Here is a 24,255-nt window from a genome sequence, read left to right on the forward strand (position 1 = left end):
GCACGGACTACGTATTTCTGTCCCTATCGACGTCAGGAAGCAATCTCAAAGTCTTGTTTTCTCGCGATTGAGTGCGTAAGTCCTATTTAGATCCCCGACTTCTTAAAGAAGTCGGGGATCTAAGATATAAAGTAAATTTTTATGACGAAAAGCGACAGTCATTTATCCGAGATTCATGCCATCAGTTTCCGACACTAATATTTTACCTTCGCCGCTATAAATCCAAACAAAACCTTCTCCACCTCCTTTACCAAAATGACCTAATTTTCGGTAATCTTCTTCAATTCCGTTTGTAAATCCTTTAACCATGTCATAATCAGCAATTAAAGTTTCACCTTTCTTGAGTTCAATAATTTTAGTTGGTGCAATTGTACCGAGAATAACTTTAGCTTCTTGCCCTGATAAAGCTTTAATAGCAATTCTCCATCTACCATCACTAGAACCAGACATTTGGCGAAATTTTAATCGTTTTGTACCGATAACTACATTGTCAGAACAAAATTGAAATATACCATCATCAAATTCCCATTGTTCTTGTTCTGACAAATCAATAGATGTGTAATGTAAAAAAGATCCTTTTTGTTGAGGTTCAAGGTACACCCTACCAGTACCTTTATAAACAGGAGCGTTGTAATCAATTTCTGTTGTCAAAGATATCCATATATCTTTGAGACGATTATCAGTTTTATAAATACCATAATTTAATTTTCCCACACACCTGTGCAACGAACCTTTTTGAATTACGACACCAGAATTTTCTAGTTGAATTTCCACTTGCTGAACAAATGGAATATTTTTGGTGGGATGATAATATTTGTTACTTTCTTTATTGATGTTGTTTTGGAGATACCATAAATCAGTTGGTTCCAGAGTTTTTACTTCGTGTCGCATAAATTTGTTCTCATGTACTGAAATTAATTGAGTATAAATTATAAAATATCAAGTGACAACATCTTAATTTAAAGCGTTATTGAATTAAGTCGTGAAATCCCTAATTTATCGTAGAGACGTTCCGACGGAACATCTCTACTTTTTTCACCTTGGTACTGATACTTTATTGATTATTGAGGCGATCGCAGCATCAATTTGCAAACCATCCAACATTGCTTCTGGTTTCAAAATGAGACGATGACGCAGCAAAGGTGCTGCAACTGCTTTAACATCATCTGGGGTAACAAAATCTCTTCCACTTAACCACGCACTCGCTTGAGATGTCTGCAACCATGCGCCGGTAGCGCGAGGAGACGCACCCAAAGCTAAATCGGGATGTTGACGCGATGCTTTCACCAACGCTAAAAGATAATCAACGATCGCTTCCGATACTTTAACTTCTTTTACCGCTTGTCGCGCCTCTAATATTTCGCCTACTGTTGCGACTGTTTTCAAACGTGCAATATCTAAGCGTCGCGCTGCAAAACCGGCTTGACGATTTAGTAACATTTGCTTTTCTGCCGCTTGATCTGGATAATCTACCACCAACTTAAACAAAAACCTGTCTAATTGCGCTTCTGGCAAAGGATAAGTTCCCTCAAATTCTAGGGGATTTTGGGTTGCTATTACCCAAAATAAATCTGGCAAAGGCAAACTTTCACCATCTAGCGTTACCTGCATTTCTTCCATTGCTTCGAGTAACGCTGCTTGTGTTTTCGGGGGAGTGCGATTAATTTCGTCGGCTAATAGCACCTCTGTAAATACTGGTCCCTTTTTGAGGGTAAAATTGCGACTGTTCAAGTCAAAAATATTCATACCAGTAATATCTGAAGGTAAGACATCGGGAGTTAGTTGAATTCGGCGAAAGTCGGCTTCAATCAATTGTGCCAACACTTTCACCAAAAGTGTTTTCCCAGTTCCGGGTACTCCTTCTAAAATAATGTGTCCACCTGCTAGCAATGCTATTAATATCTGCTGTATTAGGGTAGATTGTCCGACAATTATACGATTTAATCCTTGATCGAGGCGAGTTAAGACAGGATGGTTACTCATATTGTTACGTTATAAAGAACTTACATAAAAGCGCAAAGAGATATTTTGCACTTTTTTTGCCATTCGGCTATAAACAATCAGGCTAAATTTACAAAGTCTACCTACATAGACTAGCAAACACTTGATTTTAACGTATAGCTACACCTTTATCGGATATTAAATATTAACCCATAATCTATAGACGTTCCATCGGAACGTCTCTACGATGGTTGCAATGTTTTTATTAATGTTAATTAACGGACTTGATATAATGCGTACAAAATGTGAATCCCGAAGACGTTCTAGTGGAACGTCTCTACAGTGTGTAAAATTTATCAACATCTATTGTCAAATCATCCGTCAATATGCAAGCCTTAATTTTTAATCCGAAGACTTTGCCATTTCCTCAACCAGCTTATCAAGTCTCGCTCACTCATGGGTTTTTGTCGAGATTGGACTTTTAATACTGCTTCTAGTTCTGCCGCTGTCGTACCTGTTTTCTCAACCCAAGCGTCTATCAAAGTTTGATGTTCTATCAGGACTTGCCCTAATCCTAAGGCTTTTTGCAGTTGCAGTTGTTCTTGTTTGCCTACCATCTCAACAACAAAGTCGTTTTTATTAGCTTTTAGCAAGACTCCTGCTAAAGCTTGGATGTATGCTTGGCTATTGTTAATTTCTGGTGTATCGTCAGTTTTTGGTTTACCAAAGCGGCGATTTTGTGCCCAAATTAACACGCAAAGAAAGGCGATCGCTTGCACTAACATTGGTAATAAGGGAGTTTTTGCCAAATAACTAAATAAGTTTCCTTCACCTTCACTCTTTCTGACGCTCGGATCTTTGTAGCCGTGGAGATATTCATCTACAAATAAAATGTTACCTTTTTGGCTTACCAAATCAGCTAGATACTGGAAATTACTTAAGTTATCTTGATAGGCATTAGCAGCTAAATAAGGAGTAGTCGCAAAAATCGCTTTTCCTTTACCATATTGCTTTTCCCAGACTACCGCACCAAAGCGATCGCCTAAATCAACTTCTTCCCCTGTTTCCAATTGCCGCCTACGTCCGGTATCAATCTTGACATCGCCAAACAGTGATTTTTGCATCGTGCTAAATTTGGCTGCTGTAACATCTTCCCGCACACCTAAAATTACCAAATTATTGCCTTTTTCTAACCATTTTTGCTCTGGAGGCGAAATAATTGGTGTTTCTAGATCGCTGTTTACCTGTAAAAGAGTGACAGAACGTGTTTGTGTCTCTAATTCTTTAAAAGGCTTTTGCCAGCGCTGAATAGAATGCCGTTGTTGCATAAAAGCATACCACGCCCCATAGCCATCGGCAGCGCGGTTATAAGTAGAACCAATATTAATTTTGCTATTGCTGGGAGCAGCGATTAAACTAATTAAAATTATGACCGAAGCGGCGATCGCTCCAAACCAAACAACCCGATTTGAGCGTTTCATATTTAATAGAAGGGAGTTAGATGTTAGATGTTAGGTGTTAGTTGTTAGATGTTAGGTGTTAGGTGTTAGGTGTTAGGTGTTAGTTGTTAGTTGTTAGGTGTTAGGTGTTAGTTGTTAGGTGTTAGGTGTTAGGTGTTAGGTGTTAGGTATTAGTTGTTATACCGTTTTTATATGAAAATGCATATAATTTAGCCCACGCAGGTGGGCTTTGTTCCTGTAGCCCCAGGCTTCCAGCCTGAGGGTAGGTGCAGCTCACATAAAATAGGCATTCTCCATTACCCATTTCCAATTTCCCGATATGCTTCCTGACACTGCTGATAATTTTCGCTACTTATCTCAGCATTACCAAAGCATAATTGCTCGTGGGTGGTAATCAAAGTTTCATAAGGGTGCATCGGAGTAATTTTATACTGTAGCAATTGCAGATATTCTCCATCAGTGCGGCTAAATTTGTGAGGCACGATGCTGGTATCATGTAACTGTTGCAACATTGCCAAATAAAGACAACGGCAAGCCTCACGGTAATTATTTTGATGATATAGTTCTTGCGATCGCGCCAACCACCCAGACACTGACAAATCACTGTCATGGATTTTTATCTGAGAATTAGCAATATTTCTAGCTGTAAGCCTTGCATACAAATAAGGGCTAAATACTTGCCACAATCGCCAACCTAACCAAATTAAAAACAAACCTAGCAAAAGCCAAAAAACAAAGTTCAGCAACTTACCCAGCCAAGAATTATCAATGGACCATCCGTTAGGCAATTCTGGTAAATTCAGCTTCAAGCGAGATAATTGGTACTCTACCCATTCTCCCACCTGTTGCTGCAACATAGATAACTGCCAACTCCAACTCGTTTTTTCAAAGGGTTCTGTAGACATAAGGGACTGGGGACTGGGGACTGGGGACTGGGGATTGGGGACTGGGGACAAGGAAGCAGGGGAGGCAGGGGATGCAGGGGAGGCAGGGGGAGATGAGGCAAATAGTTCTTTTTTCCCAATGCCCAATGCCCAATGCCCAATGCCCCATGCCCAATGCCCAATGCCCAATGACTATTGACCCTTGACTATTGACTCTTGCTTATTTTGTTGTATCATTATCCAACCGATGGCAACAAAAAGCGCACCAAGGGCAAGAAATCCCAAATCCCAGGCTAACTGATTCGGACCTGGTTTAACATGATGGATACCGAGAATTTGATGATCGATTAATCCTTCAACTAGATTGAACAACCCAAAACCCATGAGCAAAGATGCGAAAAAGGTTTTTGATGACCAACGAACATCATCGCGTCCTCCGGCACGCCATAGCAATACTATTCCAACGACAGTCATCACCCAGTCTAATGCGTGAAACAATCCATCCCAAACTATGTTTAAATCTATATTGGAGATTGTTGTCAGCGGTCGAACATTACTGAGCATGTGATGCCACTGAAGAATCTGATGTAGGACGATGCCATCAAAAAATCCTCCCAGACCAATACCAAGGACAATCCCGGCTGTAATCAAAGGTGATTGTCGGTTGCTTGTCTCACTATGAGCCACAATATCAAACCTTATAGACAGACTTGGTTACACAATAGAACTGTCTTTAGAGAGATTTCCTCTGCCCATAGACAAGTACTGCTGTTTAATTGAAATTAAGTACCTAATAGTCTGCATCTACAGGCATGATGGAAATTGATACATAATCATAGCAATTTTCAAATGACTATTTACTTTTACAAGGTTTGGGAACCTTACGGCTGTTTTTCTAACTTTTCTCCCCACGGAATCGAAATCCGGGGTACTTACTGGTCAACGGTGGAACATTATTATCAAGCGCAAAAGTTTGTCGGCAGCGTGGATGCAGTGATTATACCTTCAATTTATGCCGCCGAAACGCCAGAACAAGCTGCTGCCTTGGGACGGTGTAGCACGCGTCAACTTCGTTGTGATTGGGATGCAGTCAAAACTCAAGTTATGCGCGAAGCTGTACTCAAAAAGTTTCTCACTCATGCGGAAATTAGAGAAACTTTACTGAATACAGGCGATAATTTACTTGTAGAAAATTCTCCTAAGGATTATTTCTGGGGCTGTGGTGCAGATAAAAGTGGTGAAAACTGTCTTGGTAAAATCCTCATGAGTGTGCGTGAAGAAATCCGTATTCACGTAACAACATACCAGTGAATGTTTTTTCTAGATTTAAATATTCTTCTGCCGAGACTTTTTTAATTGTTGGGTGCTTCTAGACTCTCTTTATAATTTTCTGGACTGTAGGAAATTGATGCCTTTGGTAATTAGCGATCGCTTGATTGAAGACTGCTAATAGTTCAAGTGAATTCTACGCTCTTTGTGGTTACTTAGTTTCTCAACCCGGTGATTTTTTTGTTTTAGAGGTGATGTTGGTGTGCCAATCGTCGCAATTTTGTTGGATAAGGTATTTATTCTCAATAAATACAGAATTTTCGGGCTAAAAACATACCGAGATAGGCGATTTATACACCTAATTTTCGGCGTCTAACAAAATCGCGCTGCTCCCAATCGTTTTGTCTATAACTTTAGATACATGCATTCTAAATGTAAAGATATCTAAAATGTTTAGAGTCATTAATTTGCTTCTGTATTAGTTTGAATAATAGCAATGTAACAACTTTTTTGTTTAATCCTTGAGCTTCCGTCGTTCTGCGCCGACAACACGAAATGGACGTTTGTAGGCGACAAAACCCTTAAAGGAAAAGCAGCGCGGCGTAAATAATATGTAAAATTCAGGATGTATTCTTGCAAAACAAAGTGTCCGCCGAGTGATAACCAAGAGTTGTTGTAAAACAGTGATTTTTTCGCTTTCACTACGGTTTCACTTGAAACCTATGGACGACTCGATTTTGCCTTCAATGATGTAGGCGTTGAATCACTCGAAAAACCGCTACATGCGAAATATCGAGGCAATTCAATGTAAGCGGTCTTCCATTGCATAGGAGGAAGAATGAAACGATTTACCTTATTTACTTTCCTGTATCTCGCGCTGGGAGTTTGTCTGACGGCGATCGCGCTTGAGTACCCGAACCTGACTTCGAGTCTTCAAACAAGCTTGTTAATCAATGCAGGAGCGTCCTACATCGTTTTTATCCTCAGTACCTTCCCATTTTGGCGTGAGACGACGATCCGCTTCTATCGCAGACGGAATTCAGCGGTAATTATACCGTGGTTGGTGATTGGATTAAACATTGTTGTGACGATCTGGGAGGCTCAGAGTCAGAACTGGACGATGGAAGCCATTTTACGAGCGTTTTCGCGGCTATTAGTTGTCTTAATGTTTGCAGAAATCATTGTTGTTAGATGGCGAGTTAAGTCTGAACATTAATGTCTAAATCGGATGATACCGAAACGAACTCGCTCTTCACCATAAGAATTTGACACCACCGACTTTGACATGGAGATTGAACGATATGGAGATGAATATTACTTCTGAAGGAAGCAATCCCTCGGTTCTAATTAAGATGGAAGCTGCGATTAATGCTCATGACATTGATGCGTTCGTGAACTGCTTTGCTAATGACTTTGTGGGTGAACAGCCAGTACACCCGAAGCGAAACGTCACTGGCGCAGAACAGGTGCGAAAGAACTGGACTGGCATCTTTGCTCAAGTTCCCGACCTCCAAGCAAAATTGGTTGCCCATACCATCGCTGGTGACATGGGTTGGTCGGAGTGGCATTGGCAAGGAAAACATATAAACAGCACAGAATTCAATATGCGAGGCGTTGTCGTTGTTGGACTAAGAGAAAACACGATCGCATGGGCGCGGCTGTACATGGAGCCAGTTCAAAGCCTACCAAAGTAGCACTGGTGAGCATCCTACTTCCAATTTCCGACTTACCCATTACCAACGACCAAACTATCAACGCAAATCGGTGTGTAATTCCCGTTGCCAAGTCTCCCCACGACTACCAAGCTTTTCGGATTAGCTCTCACGATACCAATAGATTAGCGATGGTCTTTGACACACTGGACAACCCTTAGCGATTCTCCTGTAGGAGAGGCTACGCCAACGATGGCGGATATACAGTGATTAGTCTAGTTCCCGGTGCGAAACGCGAAACCGTTACGACGATTGATATACATTAAATATAAGCGTAGCCATCCGAAACTTGAGCCTGTCACTTTTAGTACTAATGAACTAAGTTGCTGATCAGGGGAATCAAAGATGCGATCGCGCTCCAACGTGTTCTCTGCGATACCGTTCCGCCTACCGTAAGCGATCGCTCTTATAAAATAAATTGACGAGCGCGATTTTCTTGTAATCAACGAAGAGGGATAAAATAATGAGTTAAACTCAATGAAAGATAAATTTTTTTAAATTATTTTTGAGCTTTCTTAAAATAGTTCATCGTTCTTAAGTATGTTTTTAAGTAGTACTTTCTTTGGACGCTCACTTTCAAACTGATGTTACGTAAAAAATATGAATTTGACAAAGAGTTTAGCATTCTGATTCAGTTAGTAGGAGAGATGGATGATTCAATTTATATAATAGATAAAGTCCTTTCGGATGAACATCTGTTTCGATTAATTGAGTCTGATTTATCAAAGCGTTATCAGAATACTACTAAAACCGGAAGAAAATCAACTCCGGTTGAAGTTATATTACGAATGTTAGCGTTGAAGCACTTACGCGGTTTGAGCTACGATCAAACAATTTCAAACGTCAAGGAAAGTTTAATTTTAAGACAATTTTGTCGAATTTATTTTAATACTCTTCCTAATAAAAGCACTTTGATTCGTTGGTCACATCAAATTCATCAAGAAACCTTGGAACAATTTAATCAACGTCTGACCCAAGTTGCGACCCAATTACAAATAACTAAGGGTAGAAAGATGAGGACAGATGGTACAGTAGTCGCAACCAATATTCATTTTCCCTCTGATAACAGTTTATTAGTAGACGGAGTAAAGGTAATCAGTCGGCTTTTATCGCAAGCGAAAGAAATTTTATTGCGAGATTCAAAAAATATTAACTTAAGTATTTTTAGAAATCGTCATCGTACAGCTAGAAGAATTTCTAGACAGATTGATGGTTTATCTAAAACGAGAAATCAATCTGGTCGTCAAAAAAGAGAACAAGCTTACTCCAAATTGATTGAAGTGACACGCTCATGCTTGAAGCAGGCTCAAAAAGTAAAGAACATTCTGATGAATTCAAATCCTACGAATTCTCAGAAAATACTTCAAAAAATTACAGTTTTTCTTCCTCGTATAGAACAAGTTATTCAACAAGCATATCGACGGGTTTTAAACAAAGAAAAAGTTCCGGTTGATGAAAAAATAGTTAGTATATTTGAAGCTCATACAGACATTATATGTAGAGGTAAAATCAATCTAGATGTCGAGTTTGGGCATAAAATTTGGTTAGATGAAGTTGACGGTGGAATTGTCAGTAATTATCGAATTTTAAAAGGTAATCCTCATGATACACAACAACTAATACCAAGTATTGATCGGCATATAGAAAATTTTGGCTGTGCACCGAAAACTGTGACTACAGATAGAGGTGTTTATTCTCAAGCAAATGAAAATTATGCTCAATCGTTAGGAGTCAAAGAAGTCATCTTACCCAAGGGTGGTTATCGAAGTCAAGAACGAATCAAGCATGAAAGAAAAAGAAATTTTAAAAAAGCTCGTCGTTGGCATAATGGAGTAGAAGGACGTATCAGTTTTTTGAAACGATGTTTTGGCTTACAACGTTGTTTATATAAGGGAGAGTTGGGATTTTGTCGTTGGGTTGGATGGGGAATTATAGCTCATAATTTAACTATTATTAGTCGAGGGACTCTCCAAAATAAAATAAATAATCACGTTTTTGTTGGAAATTATTACTAATAACTAAAATTAGCTGTAATGAAATATTATGCTATGGAAAATATCGGGATAAATAGTCAAAATTAGCTTTATTAATAATCAATAGTTTGCACATACAACTATTGATTATTGACAAAGTTTTATATTTGATTTGTTCAGCAGTTTCGCACCGGGAACTAGTCTAAACTCCAGTTAGTTAACAATAATAAATAAAAACTTACATACTGTAGAGACGTAGCACTGCTACGTCTTCTAAGAAACTTGCGCTCTCCACGCCTATAAACGCGTACTTTTTGATTTTGGCGATCGCAAGTTTCTTCCATCACTGTTGGGGGAAATTTCCCCCATTACCCGCTCTACAGTATGTGTTATTTGCGGAATATGATATCATAACTTAAGCTTTTGAAAGTACCCGCTGCATAAAAGTCATTATTTCTTCGGTACTATCCATCTGGAATAAATCCAACACTTCTGCTGCTGCTTCTGAAGGTATGTAATCATGTGGTATACCCACAACTGAGCCGCCTAAATTTTGAGCTAAGTGATACCAAAAAGCCAATTTACATTCAGCGTCCATTGAAGCGTAATTATCGGTAGAAATTCCTGTATCTCCACCTTCGCTTTGGTTTTGCAAATTACGTAAAGCTGATATTTGTTCTGAATGGGATAAATTTTGAATTTCTGCTACCAAATCTGCTGTACCGTCACTCGGCATACAATTAAGAGCGCTAGCAGGAACTTCTTCAGAAATTTGAGTAAAAAGTAAAGCTAGCACAGCCAAGCGATCGTCTGCATTTAAATTTTGAAATTTTGATACAGCTTGTTGGGTAAAATTGGTATTCGTAGAAGTCATAAACACCTCAAATTAATTAACTAAAAGTTGTAAAACTGCATTTTTACCAAATTAACAAAAATGGAAAAATCTGATAAATATGGCTGTTTTTTGATGAAAGTTCGAGCGGCTTAAGCCGCTCAAACTAGGGGGGAATTAAACCTTGTTTGAAACTAGTTAGGTAGCGCAACTACCAATCAAAAATCTCAAAGCTTTAGATTTCTGCGCCACCTTTGGGTTCAGCACCGAATGGGGCAACGTAATCACGGAAAAGAGTGATTTGCTCTTCAAAACCAAGTTGCTTAATTTTATTCAACAGTTCTTGGGGTTCAGAAGAAAGCTTATAGCTAGGAGGTACAGGAATGATGGTAGCGTTATCCATACCTTGAGCTAACTGATACCAAAATAACAGCTTGGTGGTTTCACCCAAAGAGCCATATTCACGAGTCAATTGGTTATCTACACCATTAATCAAATCACGTTGAAGTTGTAATTGTTCTTCGTGAGATAGTTCTTTGACTTGATTAAACAAACCTTCGGCAATTTCTGGGGAAACGGTGCTTGCTGCCGGTGCTGCTGGGGTAATTGAGCTACCCATTTCTTTGTAAATAAACCAGAACAAAGCAAGCTGATCATCTACGTCTAAAGCTTGCCAAGCTTGGACATGTTCGCGAATAGTTGGATCGTTGGTTTGGGTAAATGTCATAAGAAACTCCGATTGCTATTAAAGAATTGCTATTGCAACCCTATCAAAGTTACATCTGACGTTTAACCCTACTGAAGACAGATGTATCTAAATCCGAGAGAAGAATAATTGGAAGAGGAAATTGGTAATAGGTAATGTACTTTTTTGATTATCAATTACCAATGCCCTATTCCCTACTATTAGGAAGTATATCGATGGATAGACGTTTAGAAGGTAAGGTTGCGATAGGTATTGGTATTGGTATGGAAATAAAGAGTTATTTAAACACGCTCAAAAAGCATTTTCTTACCCTTTCCCCTTTCCCCCTTTCCCCTCTTCAAAAAGTCCCTTTGTCCCCTACTCCCTCCTATTTCCATAATCTTCAGAAGACTTGGGATCTAACTCCCAGCGACTATCGTCGCGCTGTTCTAACATTTCACTTGTCCGTAGAAACGCGGCATCATCCATTTCTATTCCTACAGCGGCACCAATTTCATCAACAATATCTTGATCGGGAGTGGAAGCAGTACCACCAACAGCTTCATCACCATCCATAGCTGCTTGTTGCCAACCAGCATCAACATCACCTCCAGTTAATTCTGGACTGGTATATGTTGCATACTCATCCAACTCCTCTTTCATTTCTCGTCCACCGAGATTGTACCCTGGTGATTCTTTCACACCAGTACCATAGGATTCGGTAATTTCCTCTGGTAAGTCGGAAATTTCTTCTGGTAAATTATCTTCGGATTCGAGTTCCTTATCTGGATCTACACGGTTGACTTGAGCTTCTAAATCTACTTGTTGTTGATCCGCCATAATTATAAATATTTCTGCTTCTCCAAAATAACGCTTTCCCTCATCTGGCTTGTCTTCCTAGAGATGTATTACTTGAGATGGAAAAAAATCTATCCCTTTGGAGCGAAGAGAAGATAGTAGCTGGTGCATAACATTACAAATATGAATTCAAGCTCAAACAACGCCTAAAATGAAACACTCATTCCTAGCTCCTAAATATTTTGAATGATAAAGAAGCAATCATTTACGTCAATATATCTCAAATTATTAAAAAAACATTCATTATTTTTTAGTAGTGGAGGAAGAAAGTGAAATACGACGAATTTATTAAACATGTCCAAAGCCTTGCTCAATTAGATTCCCGTGAAGAAGCAGAACATGCTACTCGTGCCACGTTGGAAACTATTCGAGAACGCATTGTAGGTAATGAAAGTAAGGATTTGGCTTCACAGTTGCCGAAAGAATTAGGTGAATTTTTGCGGGGTCGTGAAGGCGAAAATGGTCAGCATTTTGGTTTGGAAGAGTTTATCAAGATGGTGAGTGAGAAGGAAAATGTAGAACCCACTGCTGCTGTGATGCATGTCAGGGCTGTTTTTACGGTGTTGCAAAGTGCTGTAAGTCCGGGTGAGTTTGCAGATTTGCAAGCTAATTTTTCACCTGATTATGCGGAAATATTTGTACCGGGTTCGACTGTGCTTTCGCAGTGAAGATTGCAGCACTGAAGTGCTGACTACGTAAATAATTTAAGAGGTAATTCAATGGCAAACTTTAATAATCATGGCAAGAAAAAAGTCGCTATCCTAATTGATAATGGGGTGGAGGATGCGGAATTTCAAGTTCCTTATAATGCGCTAAAACAAGCGGGAATAGAAGTAGTTGTCCTCGGTCAAAGGATGAATGAGAAATATAAGGGCAAACAAGGCAAAGTTTCTCAGCAAGCTGATGCGACTACTACAGAAGCGATCGCTTGCGAATTTGATGCTGTGATAATTCCTGGTGGGATGGCTCCTGACCACATGCGACGCAATCCAAACACTGTCCGCTTTGTCCAAGAAGCGATGCAGGAAGGGAAATTAATCGCGGCAGTTTGTCACGGACCGCAAGTTTTGATTGAAGGGGATTTGCTCAAAGGGAAACAAGCCACTGGTTTCAGCGCTATTCGCAAAGACATGATCAATGCAGGTGCAAACTTTGTTGATGAACCTTTGGTAGTTGACGGAAATTTGATTACCTCACGTCAACCGGGAGATTTGGCAATCTTCACCACAGCTATTTTGAGCCGTTTGGGTTACGGTGGCAAGGATGCTGCATTACCCGACGAAAATGATACAAGCGCGGAATGGTGGAAGCTGGCTGATGCTTGGGGTGGTTCAACTAAAGGTGATATTGTCAAGGGTCTAAATACTGCACTTGCTGGTGAGCGTTATTCGTTGGAAGCTTTGGAGAAGTATTCTGAGAAAGAGTCAGATGCTCAAATTAAGGGGTTGTTTCAAGAGATAATCACTAACAAGCAGCGTCATATTCTCAAGCTGGAAAGTTATCTGGATAGGTTGGGTGAGAAGCCTTCTTTAGCCGCTAATATCGCTAACCAATACGCGAAGGTGAAAACGGCTTTGACCGGAAGTGACGATATATTTCAACTGCGATCGGCTTTGGGGGATGTGCAAACTGGTATCGGTGATATTGGCAATTTGTGTCCTATGTATACCGACCCGGTAGCTACTGCGCTGTTTACGGATATTTACAATGATTTGTTGAGTTCTGAACAGCGATTGGTGCAACTGTATCAGCAGCGGATGGGGCTGGATCTCAAGCCTGCGAAGCCGACGACGGGTGCGGCTGTGTAGGTTTTTATTAAACGAACCGCACCAGGCGCAGAGAACACAGAGGAAGAAGTTATAAAGGGTCTTTGCGTCTTGCTGATTATTTTTACGGAGAGAAGGAGATAAAAATATGGCTTCGAGTACGGGGAATGAATTGAGTAAGGGTCAAGGCGCTGAGGCTGGTGAGACTGAGCGTTGGGCGTCTCTTGTGGGTGGTGGTGCAATGGTGCTGATGGGTTTAAGTCAGCGTTCTTTGCGCGGGGTGCTGATGGCTGTAGCTGGGGGCGGTTTGGTGTATCAAGGTGTAACTAAGCAAAGCACGATTCAGCAAGCACAGGAAGCTATTGGTATAAATCAATCTATCAAAGTTGAAAAGACGGTAACGATAAATAAGCCAGCGGATGAACTTTATCGCTTTTGGCACGACTTTGAGAATTTGCCGAGGTTTATGAAGCATCTCAAATCTGTGAGTGTGCAGAATGATAAAAGATCGCATTGGATTGCGAATGCACCTTTGGATAGTAGTGTGGAATGGGATGCAGATATATTGGAAGACCGAGAAAATGAGTTTATTTCTTGGGCTTCGGTGGAAGGTGCAGATGTGGAAAACTCTGGTTTTATTCGCTTTAAGAAAGCACCAGGCGATCGCGGCACTGAAGTAAAGGTTGTACTTGAATATAGCCCCCCAGGTGGAGCGATCGCATCTGTATTTGCCAAACTTTTTGGTGAAGAACCAGAACAACAAATTGGTGATGATTTGCGCCGTTTCAAAATGTTAATGGAAGCTGGCGAAATTGCCACCACTGAAGGACAACCAAAGGGTGGTTAGTGGTTAGTGGTTAGTAGTTAGTGGTTAGTTCGGAATTACTACTAACAACTAACAATCAACTACTAACAATTAACAACCAACTACTAACAATCCCAAATATATATAATATGAAAGCAGTTTGCTGGCATGGGGCAAATGATGTGCGGGTGGAAACGGTGCCAGACCCGAAAATTATTAACCCGCGTGATGCCATAGTCAAAATAACATCAACGGCAATTTGCGGTAGTGATTTGCATATTTACGGTGGCTACATTCCCACAGTGCAATCGGGTGACATTATCGGTCACGAATTTATGGGGGAAGTGGTTGATGTTGGTAATGCGATAAGTAATTTAAAAATAGGCGATCGCGTTGTCGTTCCTTCGATGATCGGTTGCGGTAACTGTCATTATTGCCAACATGATATGTGGTCGCTGTGCGATAACTCCAATCATAAAGGTTGGATGGAAGAAAAATTGTTTGGTAGTATCACTTCAGCAATTTATGGCTACTCGCATACTTTTGGTGGATATGCAGGTGGACAAGCAGAATATGTCCGCGTACCTTTTGCCGATGTGGGTGTGGTAAAAGTCCCCAAAGATATACCCGATGAAAAGTTGCTTTTCATCTCCGATGCCATCCCCACCGGTTATATGGGTGCAGAATTATGCGATATTCAGCCTGGTGATACTGTAGCCGTTTGGGGTTGCGGTGCTGTCGGACAATTTGCCATGATTAGCGCTTACATGATGGGTGCTGAAAAAGTTATCGGCATTGACCGCTTTCCCGAACGCTTAGAAATGGCTAAAAATTTCGCCAAAGCTGAAATTATCAACTATGAAGAAGTTGATGCCGGCGAAGCATTAAAAGAAATGACCGGCGGTCGCGGTCCCGATGCTTGTATTGATGCTGTGGGATTAGAAGCGCACGGTGTCGGTTTTGAAGACTTTTACGACCAAACAAAGCAAAAGCTGCGGTTAGAAACAGATCGTCCCCACGTACTGCGGCAAATGATGCTTGCTTGTCGTAAAGGAGGCACCCTTTCAATCATGGGTGTTTACGGTGGCTTTGTGGACAAAATACCGTTTGGTGCAGCCTTTAATAAAGGTTTGACTTTCCGGATGGGACAAATGCATGGTCAAAAATACATGCACAAGTTGTTACAGCTAGTTTTAGATGGAAAATTAGATCCCTCTTTAGTTGTCAGCCATCAATTACCCCTGGAACAAGCACCTCACGCGTACCACATTTTTCAACAGAAAGAGGATAACTGCATCAAAGTTGTTCTTAAACCATGAAATCGTTAGGAGTGTGGGGAATACGGTTCGGTTAAGGAGGTTATCTGTTGGGGCAAGCGTTCTTGAGCAGGGGGAGAAGAGGAGCAGGGGGGGGAGATAAAAAACTGATTTTTCTTCCCCTGCCTCCCCTGCCTCCCCTGCCTCCCCTGCTTATCCGAACCGTATTAGGGGTGGGGGAATCCTACTTCTACTATTCAATTAAATAATCAAATCGGAGGATTACATGAAAAAATTTCTGCACAAAGTTCTGACAGTTGTTTTCGCTGTATCTATGTTTCTTGGCATCCAAGCATTCGGCAATAGCAATGGATTCCAAGCCTTAGCTGATGATACCGTCGTCTCACCACAAGGTATTTATTACAAAGGAACTCCCGATGATTCGTTAGTAAATAAAGGGAATACAGCGGTAGATACTGCTAAAAGCAAGTTAAAAGAAAGTGCTGATAATGCTCGTGGTGCTGCAAAAGATTTTGCTAATTACACCCCAAAAGGCATTAAAAATGCGCCTAACTCAACAGGTGAAACTGTCATCTCCCCACAAGGTATTTATTACAAAGGCACACCTGATGAAGCGAAACTAGGAAATCAAGCGAGCAATTATGCTGATAGCAAAAATCCCTTAAAATCTTTCGCGGAGAATATTAAAGAAAAACTGAATCTTGATGAACCAATTCCAGAAAGTACAAAGGAGTTTTTCGGTGAAAAGGATGTTCAATAACCGGAAGGAAATAAGGTTATTGCCAAATCAGATAATCAGTTTGATTTGATAGGATTTATCCTTTCTGATTAAAAAAGAGTTATGAGTTTTTATTTAACTCATAACTCTTATGAAAACATTTGATAAAAAGGTATTTTATGAAAGTGAATAATTGGCAGCTAAATTTGCAATTTAGTCAGATTCTCAAAGCTATTTTGGTAGTATTTGCAGTGTTGATTTTGCAACTTTTTGGTGATATAAATGTATTGCCAGCCCAGGCTGATACGGTGAAAACACCAGAAGCCAAATATTACAATGCACAACCGACTGAAAAAGATAAAGAGTTGATTGACAATGCCAAAAAAAATTTGGAAGACATTGGTGAGAATATTCGCGAAAAACTTAATCTTGATGAACCTTTACCTGAAAGTACCAAAGAGTTTTTGAATTCAAGCGAAAATAAAGTTGATGAAGTAGTTAACCTTCTTACCAGAGAAAGTAGGGGATACTACGAAGAAAATAAATAGTTTTTAGCAAATTATGATTATTGGTGAAAAACTTACCACCAACCAACAACTAACAACCAACATCTAACAACTAATAAATATTATGAAAGCAGTATGCTGGCACGGCGCAAATGATGTAAGAGTGGATACAGTACCAGATCCAAAAATTCTTAACCCGCGTGATGCGATCGTCAAAATAACATCAACGGCTATTTGCGGTTCTGATTTGCATCTTTTCAATGGCTACATTCCCACGATGGAAAAAGGCGATATCCTTGGTCATGAATTTATGGGGGAAGTCGTTGAACTTGGTAGCGCAGTCAAAAATGTCAAAATAGGCGATCGCGTCGTTGTTCCTTTTACAATAGCCTGTGGTAACTGCTATTTCTGCACAAGTGATTTATGGTCACTTTGCGACAACTCCAACCCCAACGGTTGGTTAGCAGAAAAAATCATGGGTCATTCACCATCAGGTCTCTTTGGGTACTCTCATATCTTCGGAGGTTACGCAGGCGGTCAGGCAGAATATGCCCGTGTACCCTTTGCTGATGTGGGTTTATTCAAAGTACCCGATGGCTTAACAGATGAACAGGTATTATTTTTAACCGATATTTTTCCTACTGGTTATATGGCAGCGGAGAACTGCAACATTAAACCCGGTGATATCGTCGCTGTTTGGGGTTGCGGACCAGTTGGACAGTTTGCCATCAGAAGCGCTTTTATGTTGGGTGCAGAACGCGTCATTGCGATCGATCGCATTCCCGAACGCTTGCAAATGGCTTCAGATTATGGTAAGGCAGAAGTCCTGAACTACGAAGAAGTTGATGCTGGTGAAGTTCTCAAAGAAATGACCGGTGGTCGCGGTCCCGATGCTGTGATTGATGCAGTCGGACTCGAAGCGCACGGCAATGACTTGATGGGGTTATACGACAGAGTAAAACAAGAGTTGCGTTTGGAACCAGATAGACCAACCGCATTAAGAAACGCGATCGTTGCTTGTGGTAAAGGTGGTCACGTATCAGTTGCAGGTGCTTATGGTGGCTTCCTCGACAAATTCCCGATGGGTGCAGCTATGAACAAAGCCTTAACTTTCAAGATGGGACAAACTCACGTCCACAGATACTTGCGTCCTTTACTTGAGCACATCCAAAACGGCGATATCGATCCATCGTTTATTATCACCCACCGCCTACCCCTAGAACAAGCACCCCACGGTTACGAGATTTTCAAGCAGAAAAAAGACAATTGCATCAAAGTTGTACTTAAACCGTAAAGTCATTAGTCCAAAGCTAATGACCAACGCTCTTTTATGACTTTGGAGAAAGCGACTGGAAGTCGCGGCTACACAGGCAAAGTCCGCCTTCGCGGACTAATGTGAAAATAGGGTTTCAAATTTTATCTGACCAGAGTAATAAAAGAGCGCTAATGACCAATGACTAATGACTGATATGTTTAACTTAGTAAAATCAGAACTTACGCGTCGTAATCTTCTACATCAAGCTGGTTTTGGGTTAATTACATTGGGTATTGTCCCAGCAATTTTTAAACCCACCCCTACCCTAGCTCAAGGAGCAAAAGAACCACCGATGCCGCCAGAAAAAAAGTTAGGATGGGCAGTTGTGGGTTTAGGAAAATTTGCCACCCAACAAATTATTCCTTCCTTTGCTGAGTGTAAGCGTTCAAAGTTGGTAGCATTGGTGAGTGGCGATCGCGCTAAAGCCGAACGGTACGCGGGGCAGTATGGTGTTAATCCCAAAAATATTTACAACTACCAAAATTACGACACCATCCGCGATAACCCTGAGGTAGATGTAATATATATCATCTTACCAAATGCTTTACATGCGGAATACAGCATTCGTGGCGCACAAGCACTTAAGCACATTATGTGTGAAAAGCCAATGGCTGTAACTGTTGCCGAATGTCAAGGGATGATTGAAGCTGCGAAAAAGAGCGATCGCAAATTGATGATTGCCTACCGCGCTCAATATGAACCATTCAATCTTGCTGCAATTCAACTTGCACAAAGTGGTAAACTTGGCAAGTTGAAATCTATCGTCTCTGACCACGGACGCAACCTCGACCCGAAAGAACCATCAGACCGCTGGCGTGCCCAAAAAAAATTAGCTGGTGGCGGTTCTCTTTATGACATCGGTATTTACAGCTTGCAAGCCACAAGATACATCACCGGTGAGGAACCCGTAGAAATCAGCGCCATGATGTATAGCACCCCCAATGACCCCCGCTTTCGGGAAGTTGAGGAAAATGTCAACTTCACTTTGCGTTTTCCTAGCGGCGTGCTTGCCAATTGTACATCCAGCTACGGCTACTCGGACACCAAACGCATCCAAGTTTTTGGATCTGACGCCACCTTGGAGTTAGACCCTGCTACTGATTATTACAAACACCGCTTGACTGTTAAGAGCAAGAACGGTAACGAGGAGCGGAATATCCCACAACAGAACCAATTCGCTTTGGAGATGGATCACCTTTCTGAGTCCATCATGAATAACAAACAGCCGAAAACCCCTGGTGAAGAAGGTTTGCAAGATGTCAAATTGATGCAGCTAATTTATGAAGCGGCTCGCACAGGTAGAACAATCAAAGTTTAAAAGTGTTTAGTAAACGCTGTGCTCGCTTAATCAAGCGCTAAAGCGCTTACTACAGTAAAAAGAGGAAAGAAATATGACTGATACCAGCGTTCAAAAAATAGACTCTGCCAATTCTCCTAAAGGTCAACTTGGTCAGAAATATCTTGCATCTGGCAAAAGTGTTTCTATGCGACTTTGGGAGAATGAACAACCAAATGAAGCCAAAGAATCAGCAACACGGGAATATGAAACTGTTGGTTATGTAATTAATGGTCGCGCAGAGTTACATCTTGAAGGTCAAGTAATTGTCCTTGAACCGGGAAACTCTTGGGTAGTACCAAAAGGCGCATCGCACACTTACAAAATCCTCGAATCATTTACCGCAGTTGAAGCAACCAGTCCGCCAGCTCAAGTTCACGGACGTGATGAGAATTAGTTTATACTTAAGTCTTTTTACCTAGCTTCAGCCTGAAAACTTTTGCGTTATGGGGCAATTCGGTTAGAAGCAGCGGTGATGGTAAGAGCGCATAATTGTGTGCTTCGGAATAGACATCTCCAGAGTCATACGTAGAGACGTAGCAGTGCTACGTCTAATCAAGGGTTTCGGATTTTTTTATTAATGTCAATTAAACGGACATGATTTAAGGCATTGGGGGAAGAGAATCTAAAAATGTCCAAAGCAATTTTTTCCCCTTGACTGCCATCAAACCACAACCAATTGTAAATAAGAGAATCCAGGCAATGCTGAATTCTGTTGCTGTTTTAGTCCATCCCTCACTATAGCTGGTAATGTATAACCAATAGAAAAATCCCATTCCTCCCCCTATGGTTGCACCAACAAGAAAGCGAATGAGCAATTCTTTCATAGCTGGTTTTTTAACTGATTGTTCCTCTGTCATAAATTTACTGTATGAGGTAGCGCAAATAGTAGTATCAAAGTATGATATCATTTTAAATTTTTAATTGCTCATGCTCACTTGTACGCAACGCAAACTGCCAAATCCTGATGCAGTAGTAACTTTAACTCTTGCACTCACCGCAGAAGAACGCACTCGCAGCCGTCATCGCTTTGAAATAGATGGACAAGCTGTATTTTTGCATTTACCGAGAGGAACGGTGTTGCATGATGGGGATATTCTCGAAGATGAAACAAACAGCAATTTAGTCAGAATTGCTGCCAAACCAGAATTAGTTTTAACTGTAACGGCACAAACACCGATATTATTACTAAAAGCGGCATATCATCTAGGAAATCGCCATGTACCTGTAGAAATTACACCGACTTATTTACGATTATTACCAGATTCAGTTTTACGCTCTATGTTGGAACAATTAGGGCTAAAAATCAAAGAGGAAATTTTACCGTTTCAGCCAGAAATTGGTGCTTATGGACATCACTAATAGCCATCTTTTATGTCTTTTACAGTTAGCTAGTCCGGGTCTACCTGTGGGAGCATATAGTTATTCTGAAGGCTTGGAAACGTTAGTAGAAAATAACATTATTAATAATCAAGAAAGTTTACAACACTGGTTAGAAGCAGAATTGCGTTATGGGGCAATTCGATTAGAAGCAGCGGTGATGATAAGAGCGTATAATTGTGTGCTTCGGAATGATTTAGAAGCGCTATCTCGTTGGAATATGTGGTTATCTGCGGTTCGGGAAACTGAGGAATTACGCAATTCTAGTTTACAAATGGGGCGATCGCTTATCCAATTATTTGCTAAACTACAACCACAGAGCAAGCCTTTGGCTGATGCTGTGGGTAATTCTTGCAATTATGCGATCGCTTTCGGCATTGCCGCTGCTGACTGGGATATCAATATTCAAGCCGCAATATTAGGATATTTACATAGCTGGGTAAGTAATTTAATTACCGCTGGGGTGAAACTTATACCTTTAGGACAAACAGCGGGACAGTTGTTATTAGTGAAGTTAAAACCACTAATTAACGATGCAGCAGTGTCCATTCTCGCTTTAGAAGATGATAATCTTAGTTGTTGTAGTTGGGGTTTATCTTTAGCAAGTATGGCGCATGAAACGCAGTATACACGATTATTTCGCACTTAGGATTTCCAATAGACACTCTTTAGTAGAAAAGACGTAGAGACGTAGCATTGCTACGTCTAATCAAGGGTTTCGGGTAACGCATAGTTCATTTTTACAACAGCCCCTTCGGGGCGGGTGTGGGGTGTAGGGAAGAAATTAGCCCGCCCAGTAAGGTTTAAAGCCTCGCCCGCAAGTGGCGCGAAAAAATCCTTGTATCCTAAGGTAGGTTGAAACCCCACGAGAATTGTGGGTGGCTTAATTTTCCGAACCTGCAACCCTATCCCCTACACCCTGTTCATCAGATGTCTAATACCCAACCAACAACCAACAACCAACAACTAACAATCAACAATCAACAAATAATGAACCCATTTCGCGTAGGTGTTGCAGGTCCGGTAGGATCGGGAAAGACGGCTTTGGTGGATGCTTTGTGTAAAGCGATGCGTGAAAAATATAATATTGCCGTCGTGACAAATGATATCTATACTCAGGAGGATGCACAATTTTTAGTACGTTCTCAAGCCTTAAGTAGCGATCGCATTTTGGGTGTAGAAACTGGTGGTTGTCCTCACACAGCTATTCGCGAAGATGCTTCGATGAATTTAGCCGCAATTGAACAGTTAGAAGTGCGTTTTCCTGATTTGGATTTGGTCTTTTTAGAAAGCGGTGGTGATAATTTGGCGGCTACTTTTAGTCCCGAATTGGTAGATTTAACTATTTACGTTATTGATGTTGCCGCTGGTGATAAAATTCCTCGTAAAGGTGGTCCTGGAATTACTAAATCTGATTTATTAGTGATAAATAAAATTGATTTGGCTCCTTATGTTGGTGCAGATTTAAATGTTATGGAACGCGATGCGAAAAAAATGCGTGGTGAAAAACCTTTTATTTTTACTAACTTGAAAATTCAACAAGGATTAAAAGAGGTAATTGAGTTTGTATCCACTAATATTTGTTAAAAAGTCAATCCGGTACATGCAGGCGATCGCATACTTGTCTGCCGCAGGTATCGCTCCGAAGCATAAGAAACTTTGGTGGAAAAGAGCGATTCCACGGTCATGTAAATCCGTATTTTGTGGAATCGCTCCTTTTATTAACAACGATTAATGGATAAGTGCAAGTGCTGCTGTGCATCAAAAACAGACTTCGGACGGTCAAGCACCCACTCTACCTTCACTCTAGTAGATTAGCGTTGCTTTTTTCATGAATGCAACAGCGTTTTCAACCAGGACTTCAATACTCGTAAGCACCTAGATCAACCGCAGTACCTTGGTTTCGTTGCTTGCTATGCTTATCGATCTGTGAATACTGACCAATTTCTGGAGAGCCAATATCAATTGCCCTCAATGCAGATGTGAGATGGAATGGAAATTAATTGCCATCTAAACTGACAAACTCAACTCACTTAACCGTAGTGTTGTTAGTAGCTTTGAGGTTTCCAAGTCCACTGCCACCATCGTAGAGTTTCTCAAACTTATCCGAGAATGAGTTGTTTTCCAAGGTTAGGTTGTCCACATCTTCGATAAACCCATTCCGGTAGGTACTATCGGTAAAGATATTGTTGCCAACCCAAATGTCATGAGTTTTATAACCGCCAGTGTAATCAGTGCCATCAATAACAATGGCTTGGACATTCTTAGTAACGGTATTGTTGGCAATCGTAACGTCACGAACATTACTGGTAACGGTAATTCCTTGACCACCATTGACTCCCTGTATTCCATTGCCATAGACAACGTTGTTGTAGATTCGGATATTAGATACATCCCCTTGATTAGGAACTTCATCTGCAACCACAATTCCATCAGCAGTGTTATTGAAGACAACGTTGTCATAGACATCAATGTTAAACATATCAGCACGGTTGCCATCAAGATAGATGGCAGGACCACCGTTGTAGCCCTTAGGTGTCCCAGAGACCAGTGCTTGACCAGTCACAGTGTTGCCGTGAATTGAGCCATTGCGGGAACCTGTTTTGGCATCGATACCTTCACGTTTACCCTCTTTGAGCGTATTGTTGGCTACCTCAAACCCATCAACACCCCAGATGCTGAGTGCCTCCTGGGTTCCATTTTCGTCACCGTTGCCCTGCCATCTCCAGTTGGCTCGTTCAACGGTATTGTTGAGCACCTTGATATTTTTACTGGTAATCTCGCTTTCTCCGCCATCATAGTAGCTTTCAGGCATCACGATGATACCTGAGGCACCGGTCTGGTAGGTATGGTTGTTTTGGATAATCATGTTGTTGGCATCACGCAGAGAAATTCCAGCCCAGGAACTGTTCTCAATGCGGAAGCCTTCGATGTTCCAATAGCCCTTGCCAGCGGACTGGATAACTCCTTCCCGGAAGCCACCGTTGATAGGGTCAGGGTCGCGCAATGTAACGTCACCATTGGCTTTGAGTGTGATATGACCCGACTCACTATTACCAGATTTCCCAAGGGTGATTAGCTCAGTGTAAATACCAGGCTGAACCAGGATAGTATCACCTGCCTTGAGGATATCTTTATTAACCGCACGGTTAATAGTTTTCCAAGGCTGATCGCTTGTACCTGGATTGTCATCATTACCATTTGTTGAAACATAGTACGCAGATCCAGAGTTATTGGCTGGAGACGCTATGGATACAGGTGTCAGCGTTGAGATGCTTGCTCCATTCATGCTTTGAATGGGGTCTACTAGAGGGTTACTGGTGATAGCATTTTGAGCCACCAAGACATCTGCTTGAAGCCCACAAGATTGTGTAAAGTTCAATGTTTTGCCTCCATCAAGTTGTTGGTTAGCGTCGTAATTGGGAATGACGCGATGAAAGGCAGGACCCTGTTTAGAGCAATCAAAAAAGCTCTAAAAGCTCAATGAGCTTTAGTTATTGTTGGAGCGATCGCACTTTTTACCTTAACTTTTATGACC

At 41.0% G+C, this 24,255-nt stretch carries 29 protein-coding genes and 1 pseudogene; 18 read left to right on the plus strand and 12 right to left on the minus strand.

Annotation, left to right across the window (positions count from 1 at the left end; all coding sequences use genetic code 11):
* Positions 1-162: 162 nt before the first annotated feature.
* The 4 genes from TOL9009_RS0109020 to TOL9009_RS0109035 all read right to left on the minus strand — a co-directional run bounded on the left by TOL9009_RS0109020 (position 163) and on the right by TOL9009_RS0109035 (position 4,306).
* Entirely contained in the window at positions 163-891 is a 729-nt protein-coding gene (locus TOL9009_RS0109020; protein ID WP_029632511.1) for an AIM24 family protein, read from the minus strand.
* A gap of 144 nt (positions 892-1,035) precedes the next feature.
* Positions 1,036-1,983, minus strand: a complete 948-nt coding sequence (locus TOL9009_RS0109025; RefSeq protein WP_029632512.1) for an AAA family ATPase — start codon at positions 1,981-1,983, stop codon at positions 1,036-1,038.
* Between the two features lie 353 nt (positions 1,984-2,336).
* The gene (locus tag TOL9009_RS0109030) at positions 2,337-3,422 is read right to left on the minus strand and encodes a DUF4350 domain-containing protein (RefSeq protein WP_029632513.1); all 1,086 of its coding nucleotides are present in this window, start codon (positions 3,420-3,422) and stop codon (positions 2,337-2,339) included.
* Between the two features lie 275 nt (positions 3,423-3,697).
* Positions 3,698-4,306, minus strand: coding sequence for a DUF4129 domain-containing protein (locus tag TOL9009_RS0109035; RefSeq protein ID WP_029632514.1), 609 nt, complete (start codon positions 4,304-4,306; stop codon positions 3,698-3,700).
* A 34-nt stretch (positions 4,307-4,340) separates the two neighbouring features.
* Between TOL9009_RS0109035 and TOL9009_RS45380 the strand changes: the two genes are divergently transcribed.
* Positions 4,341-4,484: a histidine kinase gene (locus TOL9009_RS45380; RefSeq protein ID WP_144238187.1), complete on the plus strand. Its 144-nt coding sequence runs from the start codon at positions 4,341-4,343 to the stop codon at positions 4,482-4,484.
* On the opposite strand, the gene TOL9009_RS0109040 is transcribed toward TOL9009_RS45380, so the two are convergent.
* Positions 4,478-4,975 carry a DUF2243 domain-containing protein gene (locus TOL9009_RS0109040; protein WP_029632515.1) on the minus strand — a complete coding sequence of 166 codons (498 nt, stop codon included), beginning with the start codon at positions 4,973-4,975 and terminating at the stop codon, positions 4,478-4,480. The two genes, TOL9009_RS45380 and TOL9009_RS0109040, sit on opposite strands and share 7 nt — an antisense overlap.
* Positions 4,976-5,134: 159 nt before the next feature.
* Here TOL9009_RS0109040 and TOL9009_RS0109045 point away from each other — a divergent pair, with 159 nt between their 5' ends.
* The 4 genes and pseudogenes from TOL9009_RS0109045 to TOL9009_RS43255 all read left to right on the plus strand — a co-directional run.
* The gene (locus TOL9009_RS0109045; RefSeq protein WP_029632516.1) at positions 5,135-5,596 is read left to right on the plus strand and encodes an NADAR family protein; all 462 of its coding nucleotides are present in this window, start codon (positions 5,135-5,137) and stop codon (positions 5,594-5,596) included.
* A gap of 796 nt (positions 5,597-6,392) precedes the next feature.
* Positions 6,393-6,770, plus strand: a complete 378-nt coding sequence (locus TOL9009_RS0109050; protein WP_029632517.1) for a hypothetical protein — start codon at positions 6,393-6,395, stop codon at positions 6,768-6,770.
* A 91-nt stretch (positions 6,771-6,861) separates the two neighbouring features.
* Positions 6,862-7,248, plus strand: a complete 387-nt coding sequence (locus tag TOL9009_RS38655; protein ID WP_260675869.1) for a nuclear transport factor 2 family protein — start codon at positions 6,862-6,864, stop codon at positions 7,246-7,248.
* 56 nt (positions 7,249-7,304) lie between these two features.
* Positions 7,305-7,412: pseudogene (locus TOL9009_RS43255) on the plus strand (cupin domain-containing protein); the annotation flags it as partial.
* Between the two features lie 69 nt (positions 7,413-7,481).
* Here the strand turns inward: TOL9009_RS43255 and TOL9009_RS47065 are convergent.
* Positions 7,482-7,712 (minus strand): hypothetical protein, encoded by a 231-nt coding sequence (locus TOL9009_RS47065; RefSeq protein ID WP_186227513.1) that lies wholly within the window; start codon positions 7,710-7,712, stop codon positions 7,482-7,484.
* A 138-nt stretch (positions 7,713-7,850) separates the two neighbouring features.
* On the opposite strand from TOL9009_RS47065, the gene TOL9009_RS0109060 reads away from it, so the two are divergent.
* Positions 7,851-9,281 (plus strand): ISNCY family transposase, encoded by a 1,431-nt coding sequence (locus tag TOL9009_RS0109060; protein WP_029632518.1) that lies wholly within the window; start codon positions 7,851-7,853, stop codon positions 9,279-9,281.
* Between the two features lie 373 nt (positions 9,282-9,654).
* Here the strand turns inward: TOL9009_RS0109060 and TOL9009_RS0109065 are convergent, their stop codons facing one another.
* The 3 genes from TOL9009_RS0109065 to TOL9009_RS0109075 form a co-directional block, all read right to left on the minus strand.
* A complete protein-coding gene (locus TOL9009_RS0109065) occupies positions 9,655-10,113 on the minus strand; it encodes an orange carotenoid protein N-terminal domain-containing protein (RefSeq protein WP_029632519.1) in 459 nt (152 codons plus the stop codon).
* Positions 10,114-10,306: 193 nt separating this feature from the next.
* Positions 10,307-10,798, minus strand: coding sequence for an orange carotenoid protein N-terminal domain-containing protein (locus TOL9009_RS0109070; protein WP_029632520.1), 492 nt, complete (start codon positions 10,796-10,798; stop codon positions 10,307-10,309).
* Positions 10,799-11,134: 336 nt separating this feature from the next.
* Complete coding sequence (locus TOL9009_RS0109075) at positions 11,135-11,596, minus strand: DUF6335 family protein (RefSeq protein WP_029632521.1); 462 nt, start codon at positions 11,594-11,596, stop codon at positions 11,135-11,137.
* Positions 11,597-11,883: 287 nt separating this feature from the next.
* Here TOL9009_RS0109075 and TOL9009_RS0109080 point away from each other — a divergent pair, with 287 nt between their 5' ends.
* From TOL9009_RS0109080 to TOL9009_RS0109120, 9 genes are all read left to right on the plus strand, one after another.
* Positions 11,884-12,282, plus strand: coding sequence for a DUF2267 domain-containing protein (locus TOL9009_RS0109080; RefSeq protein ID WP_029632522.1), 399 nt, complete (start codon positions 11,884-11,886; stop codon positions 12,280-12,282).
* Positions 12,283-12,333: 51 nt separating this feature from the next.
* Positions 12,334-13,422 carry a DJ-1/PfpI/YhbO family deglycase/protease gene (locus TOL9009_RS0109085; protein WP_029632523.1) on the plus strand — a complete coding sequence of 363 codons (1,089 nt, stop codon included), beginning with the start codon at positions 12,334-12,336 and terminating at the stop codon, positions 13,420-13,422.
* A gap of 106 nt (positions 13,423-13,528) precedes the next feature.
* Complete coding sequence (locus TOL9009_RS0109090; RefSeq protein WP_029632524.1) at positions 13,529-14,227, plus strand: SRPBCC family protein; 699 nt, start codon at positions 13,529-13,531, stop codon at positions 14,225-14,227.
* Positions 14,228-14,334: 107 nt separating this feature from the next.
* Positions 14,335-15,504 carry a zinc-dependent alcohol dehydrogenase gene (locus TOL9009_RS0109095; RefSeq protein WP_029632525.1) on the plus strand — a complete coding sequence of 390 codons (1,170 nt, stop codon included), beginning with the start codon at positions 14,335-14,337 and terminating at the stop codon, positions 15,502-15,504.
* 223 nt (positions 15,505-15,727) lie between these two features.
* Positions 15,728-16,222, plus strand: coding sequence for a hypothetical protein (locus TOL9009_RS38660; RefSeq protein WP_051502852.1), 495 nt, complete (start codon positions 15,728-15,730; stop codon positions 16,220-16,222).
* 137 nt (positions 16,223-16,359) lie between these two features.
* The gene (locus TOL9009_RS0109105) at positions 16,360-16,728 is read left to right on the plus strand and encodes a hypothetical protein (RefSeq protein WP_038296259.1); all 369 of its coding nucleotides are present in this window, start codon (positions 16,360-16,362) and stop codon (positions 16,726-16,728) included.
* 82 nt (positions 16,729-16,810) lie between these two features.
* Positions 16,811-17,980 (plus strand): zinc-dependent alcohol dehydrogenase, encoded by a 1,170-nt coding sequence (locus TOL9009_RS0109110; protein WP_029632527.1) that lies wholly within the window; start codon positions 16,811-16,813, stop codon positions 17,978-17,980.
* A 166-nt stretch (positions 17,981-18,146) separates the two neighbouring features.
* The gene (locus TOL9009_RS0109115) at positions 18,147-19,319 is read left to right on the plus strand and encodes a Gfo/Idh/MocA family protein (protein ID WP_242055616.1); all 1,173 of its coding nucleotides are present in this window, start codon (positions 18,147-18,149) and stop codon (positions 19,317-19,319) included.
* A 73-nt stretch (positions 19,320-19,392) separates the two neighbouring features.
* Complete coding sequence (locus TOL9009_RS0109120; protein WP_029632529.1) at positions 19,393-19,734, plus strand: cupin domain-containing protein; 342 nt, start codon at positions 19,393-19,395, stop codon at positions 19,732-19,734.
* A 205-nt stretch (positions 19,735-19,939) separates the two neighbouring features.
* On the opposite strand, the gene TOL9009_RS0109125 is transcribed toward TOL9009_RS0109120, so the two are convergent.
* Positions 19,940-20,248, minus strand: coding sequence for a hypothetical protein (locus TOL9009_RS0109125; protein ID WP_144238188.1), 309 nt, complete (start codon positions 20,246-20,248; stop codon positions 19,940-19,942).
* Positions 20,249-20,267: 19 nt separating this feature from the next.
* Here TOL9009_RS0109125 and ureE point away from each other — a divergent pair, with 19 nt between their 5' ends.
* The 3 genes from ureE to ureG all read left to right on the plus strand — a co-directional run bounded on the left by ureE (position 20,268) and on the right by ureG (position 22,304).
* A complete protein-coding gene (gene ureE, locus TOL9009_RS0109130) occupies positions 20,268-20,699 on the plus strand; it encodes an urease accessory protein UreE (protein ID WP_029632531.1) in 432 nt (143 codons plus the stop codon).
* Entirely contained in the window at positions 20,686-21,366 is a 681-nt protein-coding gene (locus TOL9009_RS0109135) for an urease accessory protein UreF (protein WP_029632532.1), read from the plus strand. Before ureE ends, TOL9009_RS0109135 begins: the two co-directional genes overlap by 14 nt.
* Positions 21,367-21,707: 341 nt before the next feature.
* Positions 21,708-22,304 carry an urease accessory protein UreG gene (gene ureG / locus TOL9009_RS0109145; protein WP_029632534.1) on the plus strand — a complete coding sequence of 199 codons (597 nt, stop codon included), beginning with the start codon at positions 21,708-21,710 and terminating at the stop codon, positions 22,302-22,304.
* 274 nt (positions 22,305-22,578) lie between these two features.
* Here ureG and TOL9009_RS50155 read toward each other — a convergent pair whose 3' ends face one another.
* Complete coding sequence (locus TOL9009_RS50155) at positions 22,579-22,692, minus strand: choice-of-anchor Q domain-containing protein (RefSeq protein WP_277926094.1); 114 nt, start codon at positions 22,690-22,692, stop codon at positions 22,579-22,581.
* A gap of 54 nt (positions 22,693-22,746) precedes the next feature.
* A complete protein-coding gene (locus TOL9009_RS38665; RefSeq protein WP_051502853.1) occupies positions 22,747-24,099 on the minus strand; it encodes a right-handed parallel beta-helix repeat-containing protein in 1,353 nt (450 codons plus the stop codon).
* Positions 24,100-24,255: the final 156 nt, after the last annotated feature.

The organism is [Scytonema hofmanni] UTEX 2349, from assembly GCF_000582685.1.
Classification (GTDB): Bacteria; Cyanobacteriota; Cyanobacteriia; order Cyanobacteriales; family Nostocaceae; genus Hassallia; species Hassallia hofmanni.